Genomic DNA, 20,627 nt, shown 5'->3' with positions numbered 1-20,627 from the left:
GCTCCTACTTTGACTTTGCTTCATTTGCAGAAGTTATTGAAGGGAAAGGCTGAGAGTTGTTAATGATAACTCGAGACTTCTTTTTAAGTTGTTGCTGGTTAGAAGTGACAATCATATCACCCTTTTTCAAGCCAGCAATAACGCCTACTTTACTATCTCGACGTTCACCAACTTTAACGGTTCGACGAATCGCATGATAGACAGGGAATGTCTTACCTTTACTATCAGTGACAATATCAGTATCACTTTTTGATTTTGGATCAATGATATAAACCGTATCACCATATAATGAGTAGTTAATCGCAACCGTCGGAATAACAATCAAGTCGGTGACATCGTGAGTAATAATTGACGCTTCAACATACATTCCCGGAAGGAAAGTAACCTTATCTTCTTTGACAATTTGTGCGCGAATATCCAAGTTACGAGATTGATCATCAATTGATGGATTTATCGCACTAATTTTAGCCGTATGATTTTTATTGTCAGTGCCTGAAGTCGTAAAGGTAATTGTTTGACCTACAGTGACTTTATTTAGGTACATTTCAGGAATTGAAATATCGATATAAGTTTTATCTAAATTTTGTAGCTCAACAATCGTATCACCCGGTTTTATATAATCACCAAGATCAACCTGACGTAAGCCTAATTTACCCGAAAAAGGTGCTTTGATTTGCATGAAATCAATTTGAGTTTTGATATATTGGGTATTTGCTTTACTTGTTTCTAAATTGGCAAACGCTTCATCAACAGAGTTCTGTGATGTATTGCTATTTTTGAGTAGTCTTACTTGGCGCTTGTACTCTAGCTCCGCTAATTTTAAATTTGCTTTACTGGTGACTAAATCAGCTTGTAATAGACGATCATCAAGTTGAATCAATACATCCCCTTCATGTACCGATTGACCTGATTTAAAGTTGATTTGTCTTACTTGACCAGACATCTGGGAAGTAATATTTACGCCTTGATTTGTCGTTACACGACCAATAGCAGGAATTTTTTGCGTCCATGTATCTGACTTGGCAACCACAGTAGTTACTGGAACTGCTGGCAATTTTAGGTGAGACAATGCCTCTTTAATTTTCTGCTTCTTCAGGTGGTTAAATCCGAAAACAACAGCAAGGATTATCAATATTCCAATAATAACAGCTGATATGAATTTTTTTGACATTATTAATCTCATCTCTGTAAAGATTAAACCTCGCTATAATATTTAGCATCAGGCTTACACTTATTACTTTCCCTCTACTTCTCCTATGCCGTTAACTAACTTAATGAAATAGCTAACAATATAGTAATAACGTCCCTATCGAATCAATATCTACTCTAAATAACAACTTACTGACTAATAAACCTAGTACCGATTAATAAAAATCACAAATAACTAAGAGTATAACTATTGATTAGCAGCCAGTTTACAAAACTAGTAAAATTACTAATAGTTAAAAATATGGAATCAAGAATTCCATTAATAAAATTCTATCTCACTAAAAATTAAATACTTATCGGCTATTGAATTTCTCAGATAAATAGAAAATATTAATATACTCTTAATATATACGTAAAATAATTGGCGTTGCTAGTCGGCGGCAAGTGAGTGAGGCTCCATGAATATAGGTGTACTCTTATGATTGGGGCGAACGAATACAGCCAACAACCTAGCGACTTCAAGTATGAAGGGTATAGATGAGGTTTATAAAGGTATCTGAAATAACACAACCTAAAATTCATGTTTCTTTGCTATACCGTTATCGAAGCCTGAAAGCGGTAGATCAATCTCTGTTTATCGAAAAAATGACTGAATATTTCACACAAAAGCAAATCGTTAACTAGTATAAAGAGAATAGATATATAAGCTGTTTCACTCTTTCAATAGTTTAAAGGATTAAAGATTTGAGGATAAAGGAGAAGTATAATGTTTAATCAACAATGTACGACAATAACTCGTTCTATCCTTTTTTGCTTTTCTTTTCTTTTCTTTTTATCATCAAGCTTGGTGATTGCTGACGAACAAACGACATCAACAACGAAAGCAACAGTAACAGCAGCAGTAATAAATACAGATGATCCTGTCGAACAACCATCAACGTCACCGGCTTTAGAAACAACAATGGATTGGATTGATGACAAACAGCAGTTAATCAGTCAAGGGGTAACGAGTTCAGCCTCTAGCTTAGATCGATTTATTGCCTCTTCTGAATTAGAAGATGATATTGAGAACTTAAGTTATTTCCAAATCAAGGTCGCCCAGCGCTTTGAGCACCATGAATCACCTAGTTATATCAGTAGTTTTAAACTTAGACTGAGTCTCCCTAATACCAAAAAGCGCTTTAAATTAGTATTAGACTCTGACCCTGATGACTTTAAGTCCCCGGAAAGCCAGCAACGTGATTATGATCTAGGTTCATCGAATATTGATGATAAACAAGATAACGCCACTGCTGCATTGCGCTTTTATGGTCGTGAAAGTCTACGGTGGAAAAGCAGTTTCGATGTCGGTGTTAAATTTAAATTGCCCGTTAACCCTTTTGCTCGAGTGCGAGTGTCACGCTTCCATGAGTTAAATGACAATTTAGTGAGCCAAGTAAAGCAGCGATTTTTCTATTATGATCAAGATGGCTTTGGCTCAAAAACGGAATTTAATCTATTTTTTAAAAATCAAACAGAATCATTTTGGACAGCGACAGCTCAAGCACAATTTTTAGATGACGAGAACATTTGGGAGTTATATGAAGGGATCTCTTATTACCAACGACCTAGTGATCGTTATTTGATTCAATATAACTTAGGATTTTCTCAACAAAGTCGCCCCTCCTTCTCGCCGACGGATTATTGGGTCTCTGCAGAGTTTTATTATCGAGTCTATAAAAAATGGCTCTACTTAAAAGTGATACCTGAAATTACCTTCCCTGAAAAAAATAATTACGATATTACACCCGCGATTACTTTCCAATTTGATCTCTTCTTTACTAAACAGACCAGAGGCGACCGACTACACCGGGCTGCACCAAAAAAATAATCCATCATGAATTTATACCTAAAATAATTGGCGTTGATAGTCGGCGGCAAGTGAGGCTACATGAGTATAGGTCTACTATATGATTGGGGCAAATGAGCGACGCCAACAACCTAACAACTTCAAGTATGAAGGGGATATGTCACTCTTATCAGTTAGGACTAATAACATAAAATAAAAAATGAACAGGTAAAAAATAACCCCACCATTCTAGCGAGTCTCGCCAGAAAAGCAGGGTTAATTAACAAGGCTAAATTATTGATTATGCGTATTTTTAGCCTGTTTTATCAATCAAATAGATATTGACTGACTACTATTTACGATTCAACGTCACAACATCGTAGCTTAATTCCGTTAATACTGGACGGCTATGCTCAACGTATTCAATCATCGCTAATGCATCGGTATTACACTCAGTATTATCTGCTTTACAGTTTGGTTTCGCACCTAAGTAGTTCACTTTGTACTTACCGTCTACTGAATTGATATTCTTCACTTTAAAGCCAGTTAGCTTGCCATCAACATAAGCAAGATCAACACGGTTACTCTTCACTTTCTGTGCTTGGTACAGTGCACTCCAACCATCATTACCTGTTGCATTATAGTTATTTAATGCGATGTTGTAATTTTGATCATCTTTCAATGACGTCCAAACAGGATTAGCCTCTGTGCCCGTCATCACTTCAACATAATCCAACTTACCCGCTTTATGGGCTGTTGTTTCTGTAAAGCTATAACGGATATGACCACCGTAGACAAATTTACCCGCATGCGCACCTTCAGGAAGGGTTGCTGTTACTGTTTCATTCAGTAGCTGCTTAATGGTTGAACCTTTAACCGTTAATACCGACATAAAGTTAGAGAACGGTTGTAATTCAAGAGAGACATTACCTTCACGGTACTCACCTGCATCGATGTTGGTACGAACACCACCAGCACCAACAAGAGAGAAATCAACCGCCATACCCGTTACAGCTTCAACGGCTTTAGTATTCGCCCAGTAGTATTGACCTGCAGCAACTAATGGAGCAACATCTGAACCATGAATGTCAGAACCTTTATCACCCGGACGACGAGCATGAAGGATCTGATCAGGCACTTGCGCAATCACTTTACCGTATGCTTCATCAACCGCTGGCTTATATTTAGTGTCGATAGTTTCACGCATCGCACCATTTTCAGCCGTGATCTCAATATCATCATGCTCAGAGATAAACGTCTCTACATTGTGGTGATGATCATGAGTTAAACGAACTTCTTCAGTACGAGAAGCGTCCGCATAGAACTCATCATTACTTAGTAATAAGTTAGCACCTTCACACGCTTTCACTTTACCATTTTTATCAAATGTTACGCCAACTTGACCAATTGCTTCTGCATATTGACCCGCTTGAACGATACAGGTTGATGATTTACCATCTGGGTTAGCCACCATCTCAGCATATTGGCCATTATTCTCTAGACCGATATCAGTGAAATCACCTAATAGAGTATGTGAGTGTCCGCCCACGATGGCATCGATACCGTTAACATTTTTCGCAATCATCACATCTTTCGCATTACCGATATGCGTTAGTGCAATGATGTTATGTACGCCTTTTGCTTGCAGAGCATCAACCGTTGCTTGTGCGCTCTCAACCATGTTTGAGAATTTTACGTCACCAGTGTTTGGTGCGATATCCGCCATGTCATCAAGAACTAGACCAAATACCGCCACAAGATCTTTATCTTTTGGTAAGTTATCTAAATCTTTAACTTCTGTTTTATTATTACCATCAAAAGCATAAACAACATATGGACGTAAGTTTGTTTGACCAGCCAGATCAGCGTCTGCACTTGTATCAACATTTGCCGCTAATACAGGGAAATTAATGCTGCCAATAAATTGATTTAACTTATCATTTGATAGATCAAATTCATGGTTACCCAATGCCATTGCATCAAGTCCCATTTGGCTCAATAGATCGGCGTTCGCCATCCCTTCATTTAATTTGAAATAAGCACTTCCCTGCCATGCATCACCGCCATGTAGGAAAAGGAAGCTTTGGTTTTGCTCTTGAGCGGCTTCTTTGTACTGATCTGCTTTAGTTAACAGGCGAGGGTAACCACCAAACTCGTTATAAACTACTGCGTCATTAGCAACAAAGCTAGACTTTACACCATCAAAAGAAGAGTGAGTATCGTTAACGTGTGCAATGACAAGAGTAAAATCATCTGTATTCGATTGTGAAGCACAGCCACCTAAAATGGCTGCAACAGCAATAGCAGCAACTTTTTTTGCTAATTTCATGGTTATTCCTTTTATTCTCTAAATAAGAATATATTTATAATTTATTAAAATCCGGCGCTTATTATAAAGTAACACTTTGTAATAACAATCACTGCTACCACGAAAAAATAGAGAAAATATTGCTTTTGTGATTCGTTTCGCCTATTACGATTAAATCAAAGAAACAAGACAATAAAAAAGCCACAACACAGTCACTTCATCAGCTCTGCATTGTGGCTCTATTTTAATATCTCAGATCGATACCCAAAGTCATTGGCGTTGCTAGTAGGCGGCAAGTGAATGAGGCCCCATGAGTATAGGTTTTCTATATAATTGGGGCGAATGAATATCGCCAACAACCTAGCAACTTCAAGTAAGAAGGGGATAATTAAGAGATATCTTCTAGCGGCAATTGTTGATTAGCCGCCTCTCCATTATTGCTCACAAACCCTTTCAAACCGACAACATGAACATGCTCTCGATCCTTCATGATCTTACGGATCAATTTATAGGTCGTCCCTTTTTCTGGGCTGATATTCTCGGGCGCAGCAATTAATAGCTGCATATCAAGTCGCTCACACAGCTCAAACAAGGTAGCAATCGACTTCGCATCCAGTCGTGCGGCTTCATCTAAGAACAACAAGCGACAAGGGATAATATCTTTACTACGAAGTCGACGTGACTCCTCTTCCCAACTCTGCATAACCATTAATAGAATAGCTTGACCCGTACCGATCGCCTCGCCGGTTGATAGCGCACCACTTTCTGCCCGTAACCAACCTTCAGTTCCTCGATTCACTTCAATACCCAGTTCAAGATAGTTACGATAATCGAGTAACTCTTCACCAAGGGTTTGAGCAGTACGTTGCCCGGTATCAATATGAGCATTAATACGTTGGAACAGTTTCGCCATTGCTTCCGAGAACGTCAGTGCATCATTATTAAACAGGTCTTGATGTAACTCTTGCTGTTCAGAGAGGCCAACCAATAACTGAGTATGGGTTTCTCGGATATTGACGTTAAGACGAACCCCTTTAACCTGACCAAAGACGATATTCTGTAGCCCTTGGTTAAGCAGTCGAATACGATTCTGCTCACGTTGGATGGTTTTACGAATAATATTCGCGACGCTTTCAGAGCTGATCGCAAGACGTTTTTCTCGTTGGGTCAACTCATGAGTTAAACGCGCTAACTCCACTTCCATCTCTTCAATCGCTTCTACTGGATCATCGGTTTGAATAATATCCTGACGAATACGCTCTCTTAAGTGCTGATAAACCTCAACGTAGAAGAGGATTTTACGTTCTGGTCGTGCTGCATCTTCAGAAGCTCGGAGTGCATCACGAAGACGTTCATTATTCGCCACCGCAATACGAAGCGCACCCAAGGATTTATCAGACATCGAACGTAATTCATCCGCTGATTTGTAGGCTAGATCACGACGATTTAAACGACGCTCTACATCACTATCACGCGCTAAACGCAATACAGCACACCAACCCGCTTTTGCCTTCACCACCTGTTGACGCAACTCTTGGTAGGCCGTAATCAATTTTTTGATCTGCTTAATCGATGAACGGATATTTAGTTCAGTGGCAGTCAGCTGTTTCTCATTGTCACTGCGTTTAGTTCTTAGCGTAGAGAGTTGCTGGTAAAGCTCTTCTTTACGCTGTTCAGCTCGGTTTGCACTGTCAATATCAGCACGAACCCCTAAATCATCTAGCTCACGTTGAAATTCTACCAACGTCTCTTGTTTTGCTTGATGTGCGCTCTTCAATGATGCCAATAGTTGATTATATTGGTTTAACTGGCTTTGCTGCTGCTTTCTTTGCGCTCGACTTTGAGTACGCTGTCCTTCCGCCGCGAGCAGCTTCACTTTAAGTTGCTCATTCAGTTCACTGCTTTTGTTTACCAATTCAATCGAGTCTTGATAATCAAAGTGATGACGACGTTCATAAAGATCAGCCAAGATAAACTGCTGCTTTTTCAGCGACTGTAACTGTTGATCAATTTGCTGATAATCAGATTTTACTTGTTCAAACTGCTGAGGATCTGAAGCTAAAACATGCTGACAAGTCTCTAATGCTTTAACTTGCTTACCATGTTTTTGGACAAAAATAACCGCTTTATCGAGTAGCGCAACTTTATTACCACTCTCTTCTAATTGAGTCGCTAAGTTAGACTCTTGCAAGGTATTCACCAACGGTGACAGTCGATTCAGTAACGAAATAGCCACTTTATCTTGCTCTAACTGAGACTTAAGTTGAATACCTTGCTCAGTAAGCTCATTAAGTTTTGCTGTGCCGTTATTAAGCTCTGTTCTTGCTTGTTTTAATCCAACTTCAGGATCATCATCAAACACCACAGACAAATGAGTCGCGACAAACTGATTATAACTCTGATATAAACGTTGTAATTTTTGAGACTCAAACGCAGTGGATGCATGGTCTTCAATCAATGCTTCACGCTGCTCTCGCAAATCATTTAATCGCATTTCACGCGCAGCAGTGCCAAATAGCGGTACTTTCGGGAAACGAGAGTAACGCATTTGGCGATCATTTAAATGAACACAAACCGCATCCCCTAAATCATCGGCATCAAATACATTATCATCGAAAGCATCTAAATCCCCTTCAATAATATAGAGATCATCCGGGCAATCATCTAGATTGACCAGCTTCTCTTTCACCCCTTTAAGATCAGAAACCACAATCGCATGACGTGCAGGACCATAAAGTGAGCTGAAATAAGGCGCATCTTCAAGTGTTACATCATCATAGATTTCAGAAAGAAGAACCCCACCTAGGGTATCGGCTAAAGCGTGTAATCTTGGATCACTGTTACCACCAGGTTGAGCTAAACGTTCGATTTCAGACTCTAATTGACCTTTCTTCTCAGCCAATTGGTCACGACGTTGAGAAACTTGACGTTCAGCATCTAAAACCTGCTGCATCGCATTCGTCACGCTCAATGTTGAATCAAAATCAGCCTCGATATTGACTGCCGTCGTCTGCTGTTCAAGCAGATCAAGTGCCGAATTGGCGGCAAACCAAGGTGCCGTTGCTTTTTCTAGCGCAGTAATTTTAGTGGTTAAGTTCTGTTTATGATTACTTAACGCTAAACGTTGATCAGCTTGATCTTCTAACTGGAACTGTCGCTCTTCCATCTGCTCTTGATGCAGAGCAGCACGCTCTTCTAAAAACAGTTCATCATCAACAACAAAGTGGGTCAATTTATGATAATCACCACTTAACTCTTTCGCTTGCTGCTGTTGACGTAGTCGACGTTGAAGCTCATTAAATTGCTGTTGAGTCTGCTCTTTATTGGCAACAATCTCTTGGAAGTGCTGACCTTGCTGGATTAACTGACGCGCCGTATCTGCAGCAGCTTGACGGTCAACGTTTTCACCACTTATCTGACAGACTAACTTGAGTGCATCTTCAAATTGCTCTGTGGCAGCAGAAGCAATATCTAACTGATGCTGCAACGAGAGTAACGAAGAGGTTAAAGCCGTTTGTTGTTCTTTTAAATGTTTATTCTGTTGCTCTGCTTGCTTAACCGTCAAGTCAGGATTTTGGCAACTCGCTTTGGCACGATTTAACACGTCTACCGCTTGCTGATATTGCAAAGCGCGAGTTTGTTGAACATCCAAAGCTTGTTGATAATCGGCCAGTTGCGACTTTAAGCTATCAACTTCATCTTCAAAGTACTGACCTTGCTGTTCAGACTCCTCTAAACGCTCACTTGCCTCTTCGACAATCATCACCTGCTCTTCAAGCTTTTCTGCCAGATCTTCTAGCTCTTCTTGGTAACGGGTAATTTTTTGATGCTGGCGAACGGCAGATTGCACCAATTGGAAATGATCTGATGCGCCTTGGTGGTCAATCTCTAGTTGTTGTTCAAGCTCTTTCTGTTCATCGAGCTTTTCACGTAACATGACAGACTGCTTATTCTGCTGTTCAACTTGTTGTTGAGTAGAGAACAATTCTCGGCGTTGCTGTAGTGTTAGCTCAAGATTTTTACGACGCTCATTGGCGTTGCGCATATAATCTGCAGCAACATAATGGGTTGCTTCAGTAATTAAATGTTTAAAAAGATCACGATCTGATTGAGTGACTTTGATCGCTTCAAGGGTCATTCTATTCTCACGTAATGCCCCTTCCATATCTTGGAATGCTTTTTTCACACCACCGTTTTGAGGTAGAAGGTAGTCCCTTAACGATCGGGTAATCGCACTTGAGATCCCACCAAATAAAGAGGCTTCAATCAAACGATAATATTTACCACGGTCACTTTGATTACGCAGTTTCTTCGGTAACACGCCGTATTCAAACATTTCACCATGGTAGTCGGTAACGGAATTACACGCGGTAAACTGAACACCTTCAATCGCTAGCGCAAACTCTTTCAACTCATTGATCGGACGCACTCGTGCTTGGCCATTACCTTGAGTTTCAATTAATAATTCAGAAACAGAGATCGCCGTCGGCAACCCTTTAATAATGATCGGTTTGATTTCAACTTTCTTATCTCGTCCTGCAATCTGTTGTAACTTAACGGCAAAAACAAGGCGTTGATTCTTCGAGTTTACAATCTCTAAAGCAGAATAACAGGTGCCCGGCTTTAACTTACCGTGTAATCCCTTATCACGGGAGGCATTTGAACTTCCTGCTTCGGTGGTATTTCGAAAATGAAGTAGTGTCTGATCTGGGATCAGCGCCGTAATAAATGAAGCCATCGCCGTCGATTTACCGGCACCATTTCCCCCTGAGAGGGTTGTCACCATTTCATCAAGATCAAAGGTTCGAGCAAAAAAGCCGTTCCAGTTAATCATGGTCATTGAGTGAAACTTACCACGTTCCATCATAATGATTGCTCCTGTGTTACTTGCTCATATCTCATTTCATCTTCGTTTTTTTCTGAATCAGGATCTAACAACGACCCCTGATTTGGCTGCTCATCATGAACGACCGCTTCACCATCACGAATCATTCTTAGCTGTGCTTCACGAGGATCATCTCCCGCACGAACATCGGCACCAAAACGGAACACTGATTCACTAATTCTGAATTTACCGCTATCACCAACCGATAATAACATCCCGAGACGACGAAGACGGCGGAGTGAGGTTTTCACTTTGTCGTTCAATTTTTCTTTATCGAGATCGGAACCTGTTGCACGATGGGTGACTAACTTCATTAATTTCGCTTCATCGGCTAGGGTTAAAAGTTCGTCATAAACATCGTGATGAGTAAAGATCCCCTCTTGTGCAAGACGTTCAGGACTTAGGTAAAGAAAGCAGAGTACCTTACCCACCAGCATGTCCAACTCAGAAAGGACACTGCGACTAATATACGAGCTAGAACGTGGGCGTAGATAAAAGAAATTTTCAGGCGCACGAACTAATTCAACATGATAACGTTGATAGAAATGGGCTAACTCATGTTCAAATTCCAATAAAAAAGCATGATTATCAAGATCTTCATTACCAATATGGCGACCAGAACGAAGAAGACTATCAAGCTCAGGAAATAACGGGCTGGCAATTGCTTTTGCTAACTGCTCTGGAATAAGTTGTTCAATATTTATCGATGACATTGGCCTGTACCTTGGCTCCAAATTTATTTATATCCTGCCACAGTGGTTGCACTGCGTTGAGTTCATCCTGCGAATAACCCAGTCGTACCGCTTGATCCACCACTAAGCGGGCAACATCAAAATGTCGACTTTGAGGATGATCCTCTAAGTAATTACTCAATAACTCGGCTAAATGGATCGGTTTTTGTTGATGCTTATGTTGATGCAACATGTCAGCAATATGCTCACTAAGGTAGCTTCGTACACTTTCAAGCTGTTCAAATTCCATTTCTGGCGGTAATTCACCTAAGACTTCTTCATTGCGAAGCACTAACGCATCATCTCTCATATCAAAAAGACGATCAGCATTGGCAAACGTTAAATACCATGGTGCATCAAAATAATCAGTTACCGATTGACGAAGACGCTGACTAAAGGCTCGGTTCTGATCCATATCGATAGCGGTTCGGATGAATTTATGAACATGACGGTCATAACCAATCCATAAATCGATCGCTTGCTGTCCCCAGTTAATAATGCGATCGAGTTTACTTTGTAAGTTAAAAACAATATTTTCTACAAAAACCAGATCACTGTTGCCATGAGTTAACTCTTGGATTTTAAGCAATTGACTTTGCAGCTGATCCCCTGCCGCTTGTAATGTATCTTGTAACTCTTGTAACGTATTAGAGGTTTCATTGAGTAGCAGTTCACAACTGGTAATCGCGGCTTGCCAATCTTTATTCAACAGTTCAGCAATGTCATTTTTAACTTCTTGCTGCTGCTCATCCATTGTTCGCTGATTGAGGTCAATACGTTCAAATAACTCAGCAACAGAATACTTTAAGACTGCGAATACATGTTGATGCCAATAACTCACCTCTCCACCTTGCTGAGCCGCTTTAACGGCTTTAGCAATCTCATCAGCCACCATAGTTAATTGAATAGAAAGCTTTAAGGCTGAGTACTCTTTATGGCGCGAGTAGTAATCACAAATTCCAACAGATAAAGGTGTTAAACGATAGATACTCGCACCTTCACTGAACTCGCTGCTAAAACGGTTGATCAATCGCTGTTTGACCATATCGTTGATGGTGTTATTGGCTCGAAATGCAATGGTATCTCTTGATTGTTCAAATTGATCACTGACAATACGAAAAGCATCGATTAACTCACCTTCACTTAACTCTTCTTCAAAACGATCTTGGCTTAATGCTGAAACAGCAAGTAAAAATCCTAAGCGCTCTGGGGGTAAAGAGATTGAGAAGTCGTTCTGTTTGACCCATCCCACAAGCTCGGGAACAGTCTGGATCATTTCACTCATTCGCTATCCTTGAATCAAATTAAAATATGCTCAATTACAGTTTAGTAAATAAGTCATAAAAAACATATAACTACACCAAAAATTATTGATATAACTAGGGGAGAAATAAATAATGCTACTCCCCTAACAATTTCAAGTAACAAGGGTATATAAAAATTAAATAGGCTTACGTGCCCACACATGAATATATCGTCCCAGAGAGAGATAAGGCTCTTGTTGGCATAATTTCATCTCCATCTCTAAAAGCTGATCAAAGGTATATTCTCCAACGTCTTGTTGACGAATATAGTCGTGGATACATCGTACCCCACTTTTGCCTGAAACCTCTAATCCCGCATCAGTTAACCACTGATAAACTTCATCAGGATCGAAAGCTTGTGTCGGTTGTAATTTGAATCGCTTTCGATGAGGCATTCCGTCAATGACATGAGGAATATTACCACAAATTAAATTTTTAAAAGTTAAACCTGTATTGTTATAAAACATTAATGAAAAGTAGCCACCGGGCTTTAAGTTTTTAATTAAACTTTCAACGGCTTTTTGTGGCTCAGCCAACCACTCAACAACGGCATGGAATAGAATTACATCAACCTTTTCAGATAAATAGTGATCAATATCTTGTGCTGCACAGTGAATTAATTGATACTGAGGCATAAGTTGTGCTTTTTCAATTTCAGCAGCGGCAAGTTGTAACATTTTTGCTGAAATATCACACAGAGTAACATGATGTCCTTGAGTGGCCATTTTTTGAGACATTTGTCCAATACCGCCACCAGCATCAAGAATAGATAAAGATTGTTGAGGAAATTGATCCATAATTTGTTGTAGATCACGCCATACAACCGCTTCACGAATTAACCCTTTTTGTGAGCCATAGATATTTTTAGCAAACTTATCTGCAATATCATCGAAATTTCTATCTTGAGCCATTTACTCTGTTCTATCTATTTTATGTCATACAGAGGCATATTTTCGCATAACAATAGTAAGAATAAAGCTATTCTTACCTTATAAACTCTCAACTGACGATTATTCGGGCGAATTTGGATGTTTGAACTAAAAAAAATCTTATCATCAATGCTTATGCCACTTCCAATGGTGTTAACTATTGCTTTATTTGGCCTGCTGCTGCTGTGGTTTACCCGTTGGAGCAAAACAGGTAAAAGCCTAGTAACTTTTGCTTGGGTTGGATTATTTTTAGTCTCATTTCAGCCGGTATCAACGCGTCTTTTAGTTCCTCTCGAACATCAATATCCTGCTTTTATTCCAACCAGTCAGAGTGTTGATTATGTCATGGTGCTAGGTAATAGCCATGTGGTCGATAAAAATATGCCATCAACCTCTGAAATTAGTCGTGCTGCTCTGATGAGATTAGCTGAAGGGATCCGTATTTATCGTATGTATCCTGGGGCAAAACTCATTTTATCGGGTTATGCAGGAGGGACATCGATATCCCATGCTCGAATGCTCGCTCAAGTTGCCCTTGATCTCGGGGTAACCAAAAGTGATATTCTGTTATTAGAGACCGCAAAAGATACTTGGGAAGAGGCATTTCAAGCTAAAGCGGTGGTCAAGCAGAGCCATTTAGTTTTAGTTACCTCAGCAAATCATATGCCGCGTGCCATGGCTGAATTTAAAAGTACAGGACTTGATCCGATAGCAGCTCCAACTAACTTTCTTGCCCATCAAGATATCTCTCAATTTTGGATTAAATATACCCCTCGGGCACTCTATTTAGAACAAACTGAAAAAGCATGGAATGAAATTTTAGGTCAGTGGTGGCGTTATGTACGAGACTGGGCAGACACGACTCAGAACCCAGCGATTGAGTCAAAATCGTTAACAGAAGAAATAGAAGAAGATAATCATCAAGCCGTTAATGAAGCAATTAACCCAAATACAACGAAACAACTCACTCAGCCTTCGGCACCATAAATAGACCTATACCCAAAGTAATTGGAGTGGCTAGTCGGCGGAAAATGAATAACCTCAAGTATATACCGAATGATTCTTTCTATTAATAAATAGCAAAGTTATGGACAAAAATGCCAACTTGATATTCACGATAACATGAAAATCAAACTGGCATTTTTAGTTTATTGATTGCTCATCATTTAATTGTAACGAATCAAATAATTAGCCGCGATAATAATTTTGCGGCACAAATGGCATTTTCACCACTTCCATCGCGAGTTTTTTACCACGAACCTCAGCAAATAGCTCAGTACCAATTGCTGCAAACTCAGTAGAGACATAAGCCATGGTTACCGGTTTGCCAGCAGTTGGACCAAATGTTCCACTGGTCACAATACCCACACGATTATCGGCACCATCAAACAGCTCAACCCCTTCACGAATTGGTGCACGAGACAGTCCAACTAAACCGATACGTTTACGAGCCACATCTTTGGTGACAATTTGAGAAAGGATTTTATCAGCCCCAGGGAAGCCCCCTTCGCGTTCACCACCCGTACGACGATTTTTGCTCACCGCCCACAATAGACTCGCTTCAACTGGCGTCGTTGTGGTATCGAGATCATGTCCATAAAGACAAAGTCCACACTCTAAACGCAAAGAATCACGCGCGCCTAAGCCGATCAACTCCACTTCATCAAATGCCACTAAAGCTTCCGCAAATGCAACCGCTTTATCTTCAGCGATTGAGATCTCAAAGCCATCTTCACCCGTATAACCAGAGCGACTGACAATGCAGTTTTCACCCAGTAACTCGATGGTTTTTACATCCATAAAGACCATTTCATTAACGGCTGGGTTCAGTTGTGCAAGTACACTCGCGGCTTTCGGACCTTGTAGAGCTAATAATGCGCGGTTATCGATCACTTCCAACTCAACACCAGTTGGGAGGTTATGCTGTAAGTGAGCAATATCTTGTGCTTTACACGCCGCATTCACCACCACAAAAAAGATGATCACCCATATTCGCCACCATCAAATCGTCAAGAATGCCACCTTCTGGATTGGTAAAGAAAGCATAACGCTGTTTACCTGTAGGGAGATCAATAATATCAACGGGCGTTAATGACTCAAGCAATTGCGCCGCACCATCACCATAAATTCGGATTTGCCCCATATGAGAAACATCAAATAGTCCCGCATTCTCACGAGTATGAATATGCTCTTTTTTTACACCTAAAGGGTATTGAACTGGCATTTCATATCCCGCAAACGGTACCATTTTGGCCCCAGCATTAACGTGATAATCATAAAGTGCAGTTTTCAATTGTTGAGTCATTTAATTATCCTTAATTAAAATTGATGAGTTACGATTTCTCTGTGGTAACAGAAACATCTTTACCTGCAAAGTAATCCTTAGTCAATGAGAAAACAATCGGACTGAGAAGTACTAAGGCAATTAAGTTCGGAATAGCCATCATTGCGTTTAATGTATCGGCCAATAACCAAACAAAATCTAACGAGCTGGTTGCTCCAATCGGCACAGCAATAATCCATACAATACGGAAATATTTAATCGCTTTGATACCGAAAAGGTATTGGATACATTTTTCACAATAGAAACTCCAACCTAAAATCGTTGTAAATGCAAAGACGGCCAACGCAATCGCAACAATATAGTTACCAATATTAGGCAAAGATGATGCAAATGCTGCAGACGTTAGCGCAGCACCGTTGGCACCTGATGTCCACTCACCAGAAACTATAATTGCAAAACCGGTAATTGAACAGACGATTAAGGTGTCAATGAATGTCCCTAACATGGCGACCAAGCCTTGAGCAACTGGATTGTTGGTTTGTGCCGCCGCATGAGCAATCGGGGCTGAACCTAAACCCGCTTCATTGGAGAACACACCACGAGCAACACCAAAACGAATGGCAGCCCAAACCGCAGCCCCAGCAAAACCGCCCTGCGCTGCGGTTGGCGTAAATGCACTCTCAATAATTAAAGTCCAAGCGGCTGGTATCGCACTGGCATTTAGAAATAAAACAACACAGCCCGCACCAATATAGAAAAAAGCCATAGCGGGAACTAATTTACCGGCTACATCTGCAATACGGCGTACACCACCAATTAAAACCAGTGCGACTAAGATCATCAAACCAATGCCTGTCGCTACCGCTGGCACACCAAAGTTGACTTCTAACGCATTAGCAACAGAGTTCGACTGCACCCCATTACCAATACCAAAACCAGCAATAGAGCCAAATATTGCAAACAGAGTACCTAACCAAGCCCACTTACTAGATAAGCCGTTTTTGATGTAGTACATCGGGCCACCAATATAGTTACCTTTGTCGTCTTTTTCGCGATATTTTACCGCGCAGACAGCTTCGGCATATTTGGTCGCCATACCAACTAATGCAGTACACCACATCCAAAACAGCGCACCCGGCCCCCTAATGCAATCGCCGTTGCAACACCGGCGATATTACCAGTACCTATGGTGGCAGACAGTGAAGTCATTAATGCATTAAATGGACTAATATCCCCTTTAGCTGATTTATCTTTATCTGGAATTCGACCACTCCATAAAAGTTTAAAGCCAGTCCATAATTTTACAATTGGCATAAATCTTAAGCCCAGCATCAGGAATAACCCAACCCCAAGAATTAAGATCAGCATAGGGACTCCCCATACAATGCCGTTCACCGATGAGACAAAACTTGTTAGTAGTTCCATTTTATATCTCTCCTTAACCCTTTTAAAAATATCGTTCACTCAATAAAGTGAAACGATAACTCCAAAACCATAATGCTACATTTTATTAACATTAATCTTTAGTTGACCATTAATTTTTAAATAAATCTAGGTCTTTGTTCATATAAACAACAAATAAAGACTATTTATTATTCTGTTGATATTAAAACGTAAGTGAATTGTCATTATTTTTAATCTATCGCTCACTTTTGTCGTTTTTATATTGCGGCAACATCTTCTCTTCGGTATGTTTAATGGTATTAAATGTTTACCTAGTTTAGCGAAAAGTTTAATAACAGCTTTAGTAACCGATTTAATAACGGTAATCGTCCACTTTAATAAACCACATAAAAATTAGTGATTAGGAGTACATAATGGAAAGTAACTTAAAATTCACTCAGTCTCACGAATGGATTCTTGATAATAGTGATGGCACCGTCACCGTTGGCATCAGCGATCATGCGCAACAACTATTAGGTGATGTTGTCTATGTTGACCTTCCTGCCATTGGTGATGATATTGATGCTGGAGATAACTTCTCTCTTGTTGAATCAGTTAAAGCTGCCTCTGATGTTTATGCACCAGTCACTGGTGAAATTCTTGAAGTAAATGAAGAGTTAGAAGATAGCCCTGAATTAATCAATGAAGAACCTTATCAAGGCGGTTGGATTGCAAAAATTAAACTTAGCGATCCAAGTTGTTTAGACGATCTATTAAGTGCTGAAGATTACCTAGCGACCATCGAAGAGTAATTGATAATAATGAATCCATAGCACTTTCCATATGGTTATGGATTCAAATTAATTATCGCATGATGAGGGAAGCAAACTCTCAGTGAGACATGGAATATTGTTCAAATACCGTTAAATGGATACCCGCATGACATCTAATCTTCTTGATACATTAACTGGAAATTCTGATTTTGTTGAACGCCATAATGGCCCCACCAGCCAGCAACAACAAAATATGCTAAAAATGCTCGACCTTAATAGCATGGAACAACTCATCGAACAGACCGTCCCAGCTCATATTCGCCTACCCAATCCTTTACATCTTGATGCACCACTTAGCGAAACCGATATGCTCAGCAAATTAAAAACTATTGCTGAAAAAAACATCATCAATCGCAGTTATATTGGTCAAGGTTATTACAATACTCATGTTCCAGCCGTCATTTTAAGAAACGTATTAGAGAATCCAGGTTGGTATACGGCTTATACGCCTTATCAACCTGAGATCTCACAAGGTCGTTTAGAAGCATTATTAAATTATCAACAGATGGTCAGTGATTTAACGGGAATGGAGATCGCTAATGCCTCTTTACTCGATGAAGCCACTGCGGCTGCAGAAGCAATGACTCTATGTAAGCGTGCCGGTAAAAGTCGCAGTAACCTCTTCTTCGTTGCCGATAACCTCAACCCTCAAACCATTAGCGTTATCAAAACACGAGCGACCTTCTTCAATTTTGAATTAGTGATAGATAAAGCAGATAACCTTTCTGAATATGATGCCTTTGGTGCCATTCTTGCTTACCCATCAACAACCGGTGAAGTCTGTGATTTATCCGAACTCATTGCGACAGCTCATCAAACCAAGTGTTTAGTGACGGTTGTCAGTGATCTTCTCTCTTTAACGCTATTAACACCGCCTGGTGAAATGGGTGCCGATGTCGTGATTGGCAGTGCCCAACGCTTTGGTGTACCAATGGGATTCGGTGGTCCACACGCCGCATTTATGGCGACGCGTGATAAATATAAGCGAACCATCCCTGGCCGTGTTATTGGAGTTTCTAAGGATAGCCAAGATAATTCAGCACTGCGTATGGCGATGCAGACTCGTGAACAGCATATCCGCCGCGAAAAAGCGACATCTAATATCTGTACCGCTCAAGCACTGTTAGCCAATATGGCCTCTTTCTATGCGGTTTATCATGGCCCACAAGGGTTAAAGGCTATTGGACGTCGAGTTCATCATCTCACTGCCATCTTAGCAAAAGGTGTAGAGCAAGCAGGTTACTCGCTACAACATCAATCCTTTTTTGACACAATAACCGTTAACACGGGTTCAGCAACAGATACTGTTTATCAAAAAGCGCTAAATGCGGGTATGAATTTGGCTAAATATGACGAGAAACTGTCTATCAGCCTTGATGAAACCACAACTCAAACGGATGTAGCAGAGCTAATTTCCCTATTTATTAGCATTGACCAACCCACTGCAAATTTAGCGGATCTAAGTGCGGTAGTTTCTCAGTCAGAATTCGCAGCTATTCCTGAAACGTGTCAACGTCAATCGGCTTTCTTAACTCATCCAGTATTCAATCGATACCACAGTGAAACAGAGATGATGCGTTATCTGAAGCAGTTAGAGAACAAAGATTTCTCATTAACTCACGGCATGATCCCTCTGGGCAGTTGTACCATGAAGCTCAATGCGGCGGCAGAAATGCAACCTGTCAGCTGGCCTGAGTTTGCGAATATGCATCCATTCGCACCACAAGAGCAGACTTTAGGTTACCAAGAACTCGCCACTGAATTAAATAAAATGCTTTGCGAGATCACCGGTTATGATGCTATCTCGCTACAACCCAACTCTGGAGCACAAGGTGAATATGCTGGTTTACTCGCGATTCAACGCTATCATCAGTCTCGCGGGGATGACCACCGTAATATCTGTCTAATTCCAAGCTCCGCGCACGGAACAAATCCAGCCAGTGCTGCGATGGTTTCAATGAAGATCGTGATTGTTGCTTGTGATGATGAAGGGAATGTTGATCTCAATGATCTGGATGAAAAAATCGCCAAACATGCCGATAATCTCTCTTCAATTATGATCACTTACCCATCAACTCATGGGGTTTATGAGACCGGTGTTACTGAGATTTGTGAAAAAGTTCATGCTGCTGGTGGTCAAGTTTACCTTGATGGTGCCAATATGAACGCCCAAGTAGGTCTCACCTCCCCTGGCTTTATTGGTTCTGATGTTTCTCACTTGAATCTACATAAAACGTTCTGTATTCCACATGGTGGCGGTGGTCCGGGTATGGGGCCAATTGGTGTCAAATCTCACCTGATTGATTTCTTACCAGGACATGTTCAGCAAGAATCTGAGTTTGCAGTTTCTGCCGCGCCAATGGGATCAGCATCAATTTTACCCATCTCTTGGGCTTATATCTCAATGATGGGGACTCAAGGCTTAACACAAGCAACCGAAGTTGCCATTCTTAATGCCAATTACATGATGGAACGTCTCCGCCCTCACTATCCAATTCTATTTATTGGTGAAAATGGCCGCGTCGCACATGAGTGTATTATCGACATTCGTCCACTGAAAGAGAGCTCAGGGATCAGTGAAGAGGATATTGCAAAACGCTTAATGGACTTTGGTTTCCATGCACCAACCATGTCATTCCCTGTTGCGGGAACATTAATGATTGAGCCAACAGAGTCAGAATCTAGAGCTGAATTAGATCGTTTCTGTGATGCGATGATTGCAATAAGAGAAGAGATTACTCAAGTCGAATCTGGCGTGTTGCCATTAACTGATAACCCATTGGTCAATGCACCCCATACCCAAGTAGATTTAGCTTCAGATGAGTGGACTCACCCATATAGCCGTCAACAGGCTTGTTATCCAGCAGGTTCAACCGCTAACAAATATTGGCCTTCCGTCAATCGCGTTGACAATGTGTATGGTGATAGAAACTTAATCTGTTCATGCCCACCGATAAGTGATTATGAAGATTAAGTTGTGATATTCTAAATAA

The 20,627-nt window shown here is 40.5% G+C and carries 10 protein-coding genes and 2 pseudogenes; 4 read left to right on the top strand and 8 right to left on the bottom strand.

Annotated features, from left to right (window positions below; all coding sequences use genetic code 11):
• Nucleotides 1–4: 4 nt before the first annotated feature.
• Nucleotides 5–1,171: an efflux RND transporter periplasmic adaptor subunit gene (locus tag L0B53_RS03050; protein ID WP_235059000.1), complete on the bottom strand. Its 1,167-nt coding sequence runs from the start codon at nucleotides 1,169–1,171 to the stop codon at nucleotides 5–7.
• Nucleotides 1,172–1,915: 744 nt separating this feature from the next.
• On the opposite strand from L0B53_RS03050, the gene L0B53_RS03045 reads away from it, so the two are divergent.
• Nucleotides 1,916–3,019, top strand: coding sequence for a hypothetical protein (locus L0B53_RS03045; protein ID WP_235058999.1), 1,104 nt, complete (start codon nucleotides 1,916–1,918; stop codon nucleotides 3,017–3,019).
• A gap of 310 nt (nucleotides 3,020–3,329) precedes the next feature.
• Here L0B53_RS03045 and L0B53_RS03040 read toward each other — a convergent pair whose 3' ends face one another.
• The 5 genes from L0B53_RS03040 to cmoM all read right to left on the bottom strand — a co-directional run bounded on the left by L0B53_RS03040 (nucleotide 3,330) and on the right by cmoM (nucleotide 13,116).
• Nucleotides 3,330–5,306 (bottom strand): bifunctional UDP-sugar hydrolase/5'-nucleotidase, encoded by a 1,977-nt coding sequence (locus L0B53_RS03040; protein ID WP_235058998.1) that lies wholly within the window; start codon nucleotides 5,304–5,306, stop codon nucleotides 3,330–3,332.
• Nucleotides 5,307–5,673: 367 nt separating this feature from the next.
• Entirely contained in the window at nucleotides 5,674–10,152 is a 4,479-nt protein-coding gene (gene mukB / locus L0B53_RS03035) for a chromosome partition protein MukB (RefSeq protein ID WP_235058997.1), read from the bottom strand.
• Nucleotides 10,149–10,883: a chromosome partition protein MukE gene (mukE, locus tag L0B53_RS03030; RefSeq protein WP_235058996.1), complete on the bottom strand. Its 735-nt coding sequence runs from the start codon at nucleotides 10,881–10,883 to the stop codon at nucleotides 10,149–10,151. Before mukE ends, mukB begins: the two co-directional genes overlap by 4 nt.
• Entirely contained in the window at nucleotides 10,864–12,186 is a 1,323-nt protein-coding gene (gene mukF, locus L0B53_RS03025) for a chromosome partition protein MukF (RefSeq protein WP_235058995.1), read from the bottom strand. Before mukF ends, mukE begins: the two co-directional genes overlap by 20 nt.
• A gap of 156 nt (nucleotides 12,187–12,342) precedes the next feature.
• Nucleotides 12,343–13,116, bottom strand: coding sequence for a tRNA uridine 5-oxyacetic acid(34) methyltransferase CmoM (cmoM, locus tag L0B53_RS03020; RefSeq protein WP_235058994.1), 774 nt, complete (start codon nucleotides 13,114–13,116; stop codon nucleotides 12,343–12,345).
• A gap of 117 nt (nucleotides 13,117–13,233) precedes the next feature.
• Here cmoM and elyC point away from each other — a divergent pair, with 117 nt between their 5' ends.
• Nucleotides 13,234–14,121 carry an envelope biogenesis factor ElyC gene (gene elyC, locus L0B53_RS03015; RefSeq protein ID WP_235058993.1) on the top strand — a complete coding sequence of 296 codons (888 nt, stop codon included), beginning with the start codon at nucleotides 13,234–13,236 and terminating at the stop codon, nucleotides 14,119–14,121.
• Nucleotides 14,122–14,322: 201 nt separating this feature from the next.
• Here the strand turns inward: elyC and gcvT are convergent.
• Both gcvT and L0B53_RS03005 read right to left on the bottom strand, forming a co-directional pair.
• Nucleotides 14,323–15,439: pseudogene (gene gcvT / locus L0B53_RS03010) on the bottom strand (glycine cleavage system aminomethyltransferase GcvT).
• A 28-nt stretch (nucleotides 15,440–15,467) separates the two neighbouring features.
• Nucleotides 15,468–16,843, bottom strand: a pseudogene (locus tag L0B53_RS03005) (alanine/glycine:cation symporter family protein).
• 392 nt (nucleotides 16,844–17,235) lie between these two features.
• On the opposite strand from L0B53_RS03005, the gene gcvH reads away from it, so the two are divergent.
• Nucleotides 17,236–17,613, top strand: coding sequence for a glycine cleavage system protein GcvH (gene gcvH / locus L0B53_RS03000; protein ID WP_235058992.1), 378 nt, complete (start codon nucleotides 17,236–17,238; stop codon nucleotides 17,611–17,613).
• A 127-nt stretch (nucleotides 17,614–17,740) separates the two neighbouring features.
• On the top strand, nucleotides 17,741–20,608 hold the full coding sequence (gene gcvP, locus L0B53_RS02995) for an aminomethyl-transferring glycine dehydrogenase (RefSeq protein WP_235058991.1): 2,868 nt from the start codon (nucleotides 17,741–17,743) through the stop codon (nucleotides 20,606–20,608).
• Nucleotides 20,609–20,627: the final 19 nt, after the last annotated feature.

Source organism: Vibrio sp. SS-MA-C1-2 (assembly GCF_021513135.1).
Taxonomy (GTDB): domain Bacteria; phylum Pseudomonadota; class Gammaproteobacteria; order Enterobacterales; family Vibrionaceae.
Note: the sequence above shows the minus strand (reverse complement) of the source record. Positions and strands in the feature narration are given on the sequence as shown.

Excerpts from the sequence above, each read along its gene's own strand:
- cmoM (WP_235058994.1), bottom strand. The coding sequence starts at position 13,116 with ATGGCTCAAGATAGAAATTTCGATGATATTGCAGATAAGTTTGCTAAA.
- gcvH (WP_235058992.1), top strand. The coding sequence starts at position 17,236 with ATGGAAAGTAACTTAAAATTCACTCAGTCTCACGAATGGATTCTTGAT.
- mukB (WP_235058997.1), bottom strand. The coding sequence starts at position 10,152 with ATGATGGAACGTGGTAAGTTTCACTCAATGACCATGATTAACTGGAAC.
- L0B53_RS03050 (WP_235059000.1), bottom strand. The coding sequence starts at position 1,171 with ATGTCAAAAAAATTCATATCAGCTGTTATTATTGGAATATTGATAATC.
- mukE (WP_235058996.1), bottom strand. The coding sequence starts at position 10,883 with ATGTCATCGATAAATATTGAACAACTTATTCCAGAGCAGTTAGCAAAA.
- mukF (WP_235058995.1), bottom strand. The coding sequence starts at position 12,186 with ATGAGTGAAATGATCCAGACTGTTCCCGAGCTTGTGGGATGGGTCAAA.
- L0B53_RS03040 (WP_235058998.1), bottom strand. The coding sequence starts at position 5,306 with ATGAAATTAGCAAAAAAAGTTGCTGCTATTGCTGTTGCAGCCATTTTA.
- L0B53_RS03045 (WP_235058999.1), top strand. The coding sequence starts at position 1,916 with ATGTTTAATCAACAATGTACGACAATAACTCGTTCTATCCTTTTTTGC.
- elyC (WP_235058993.1), top strand. The coding sequence starts at position 13,234 with ATGTTTGAACTAAAAAAAATCTTATCATCAATGCTTATGCCACTTCCA.
- gcvP (WP_235058991.1), top strand. The coding sequence starts at position 17,741 with ATGACATCTAATCTTCTTGATACATTAACTGGAAATTCTGATTTTGTT.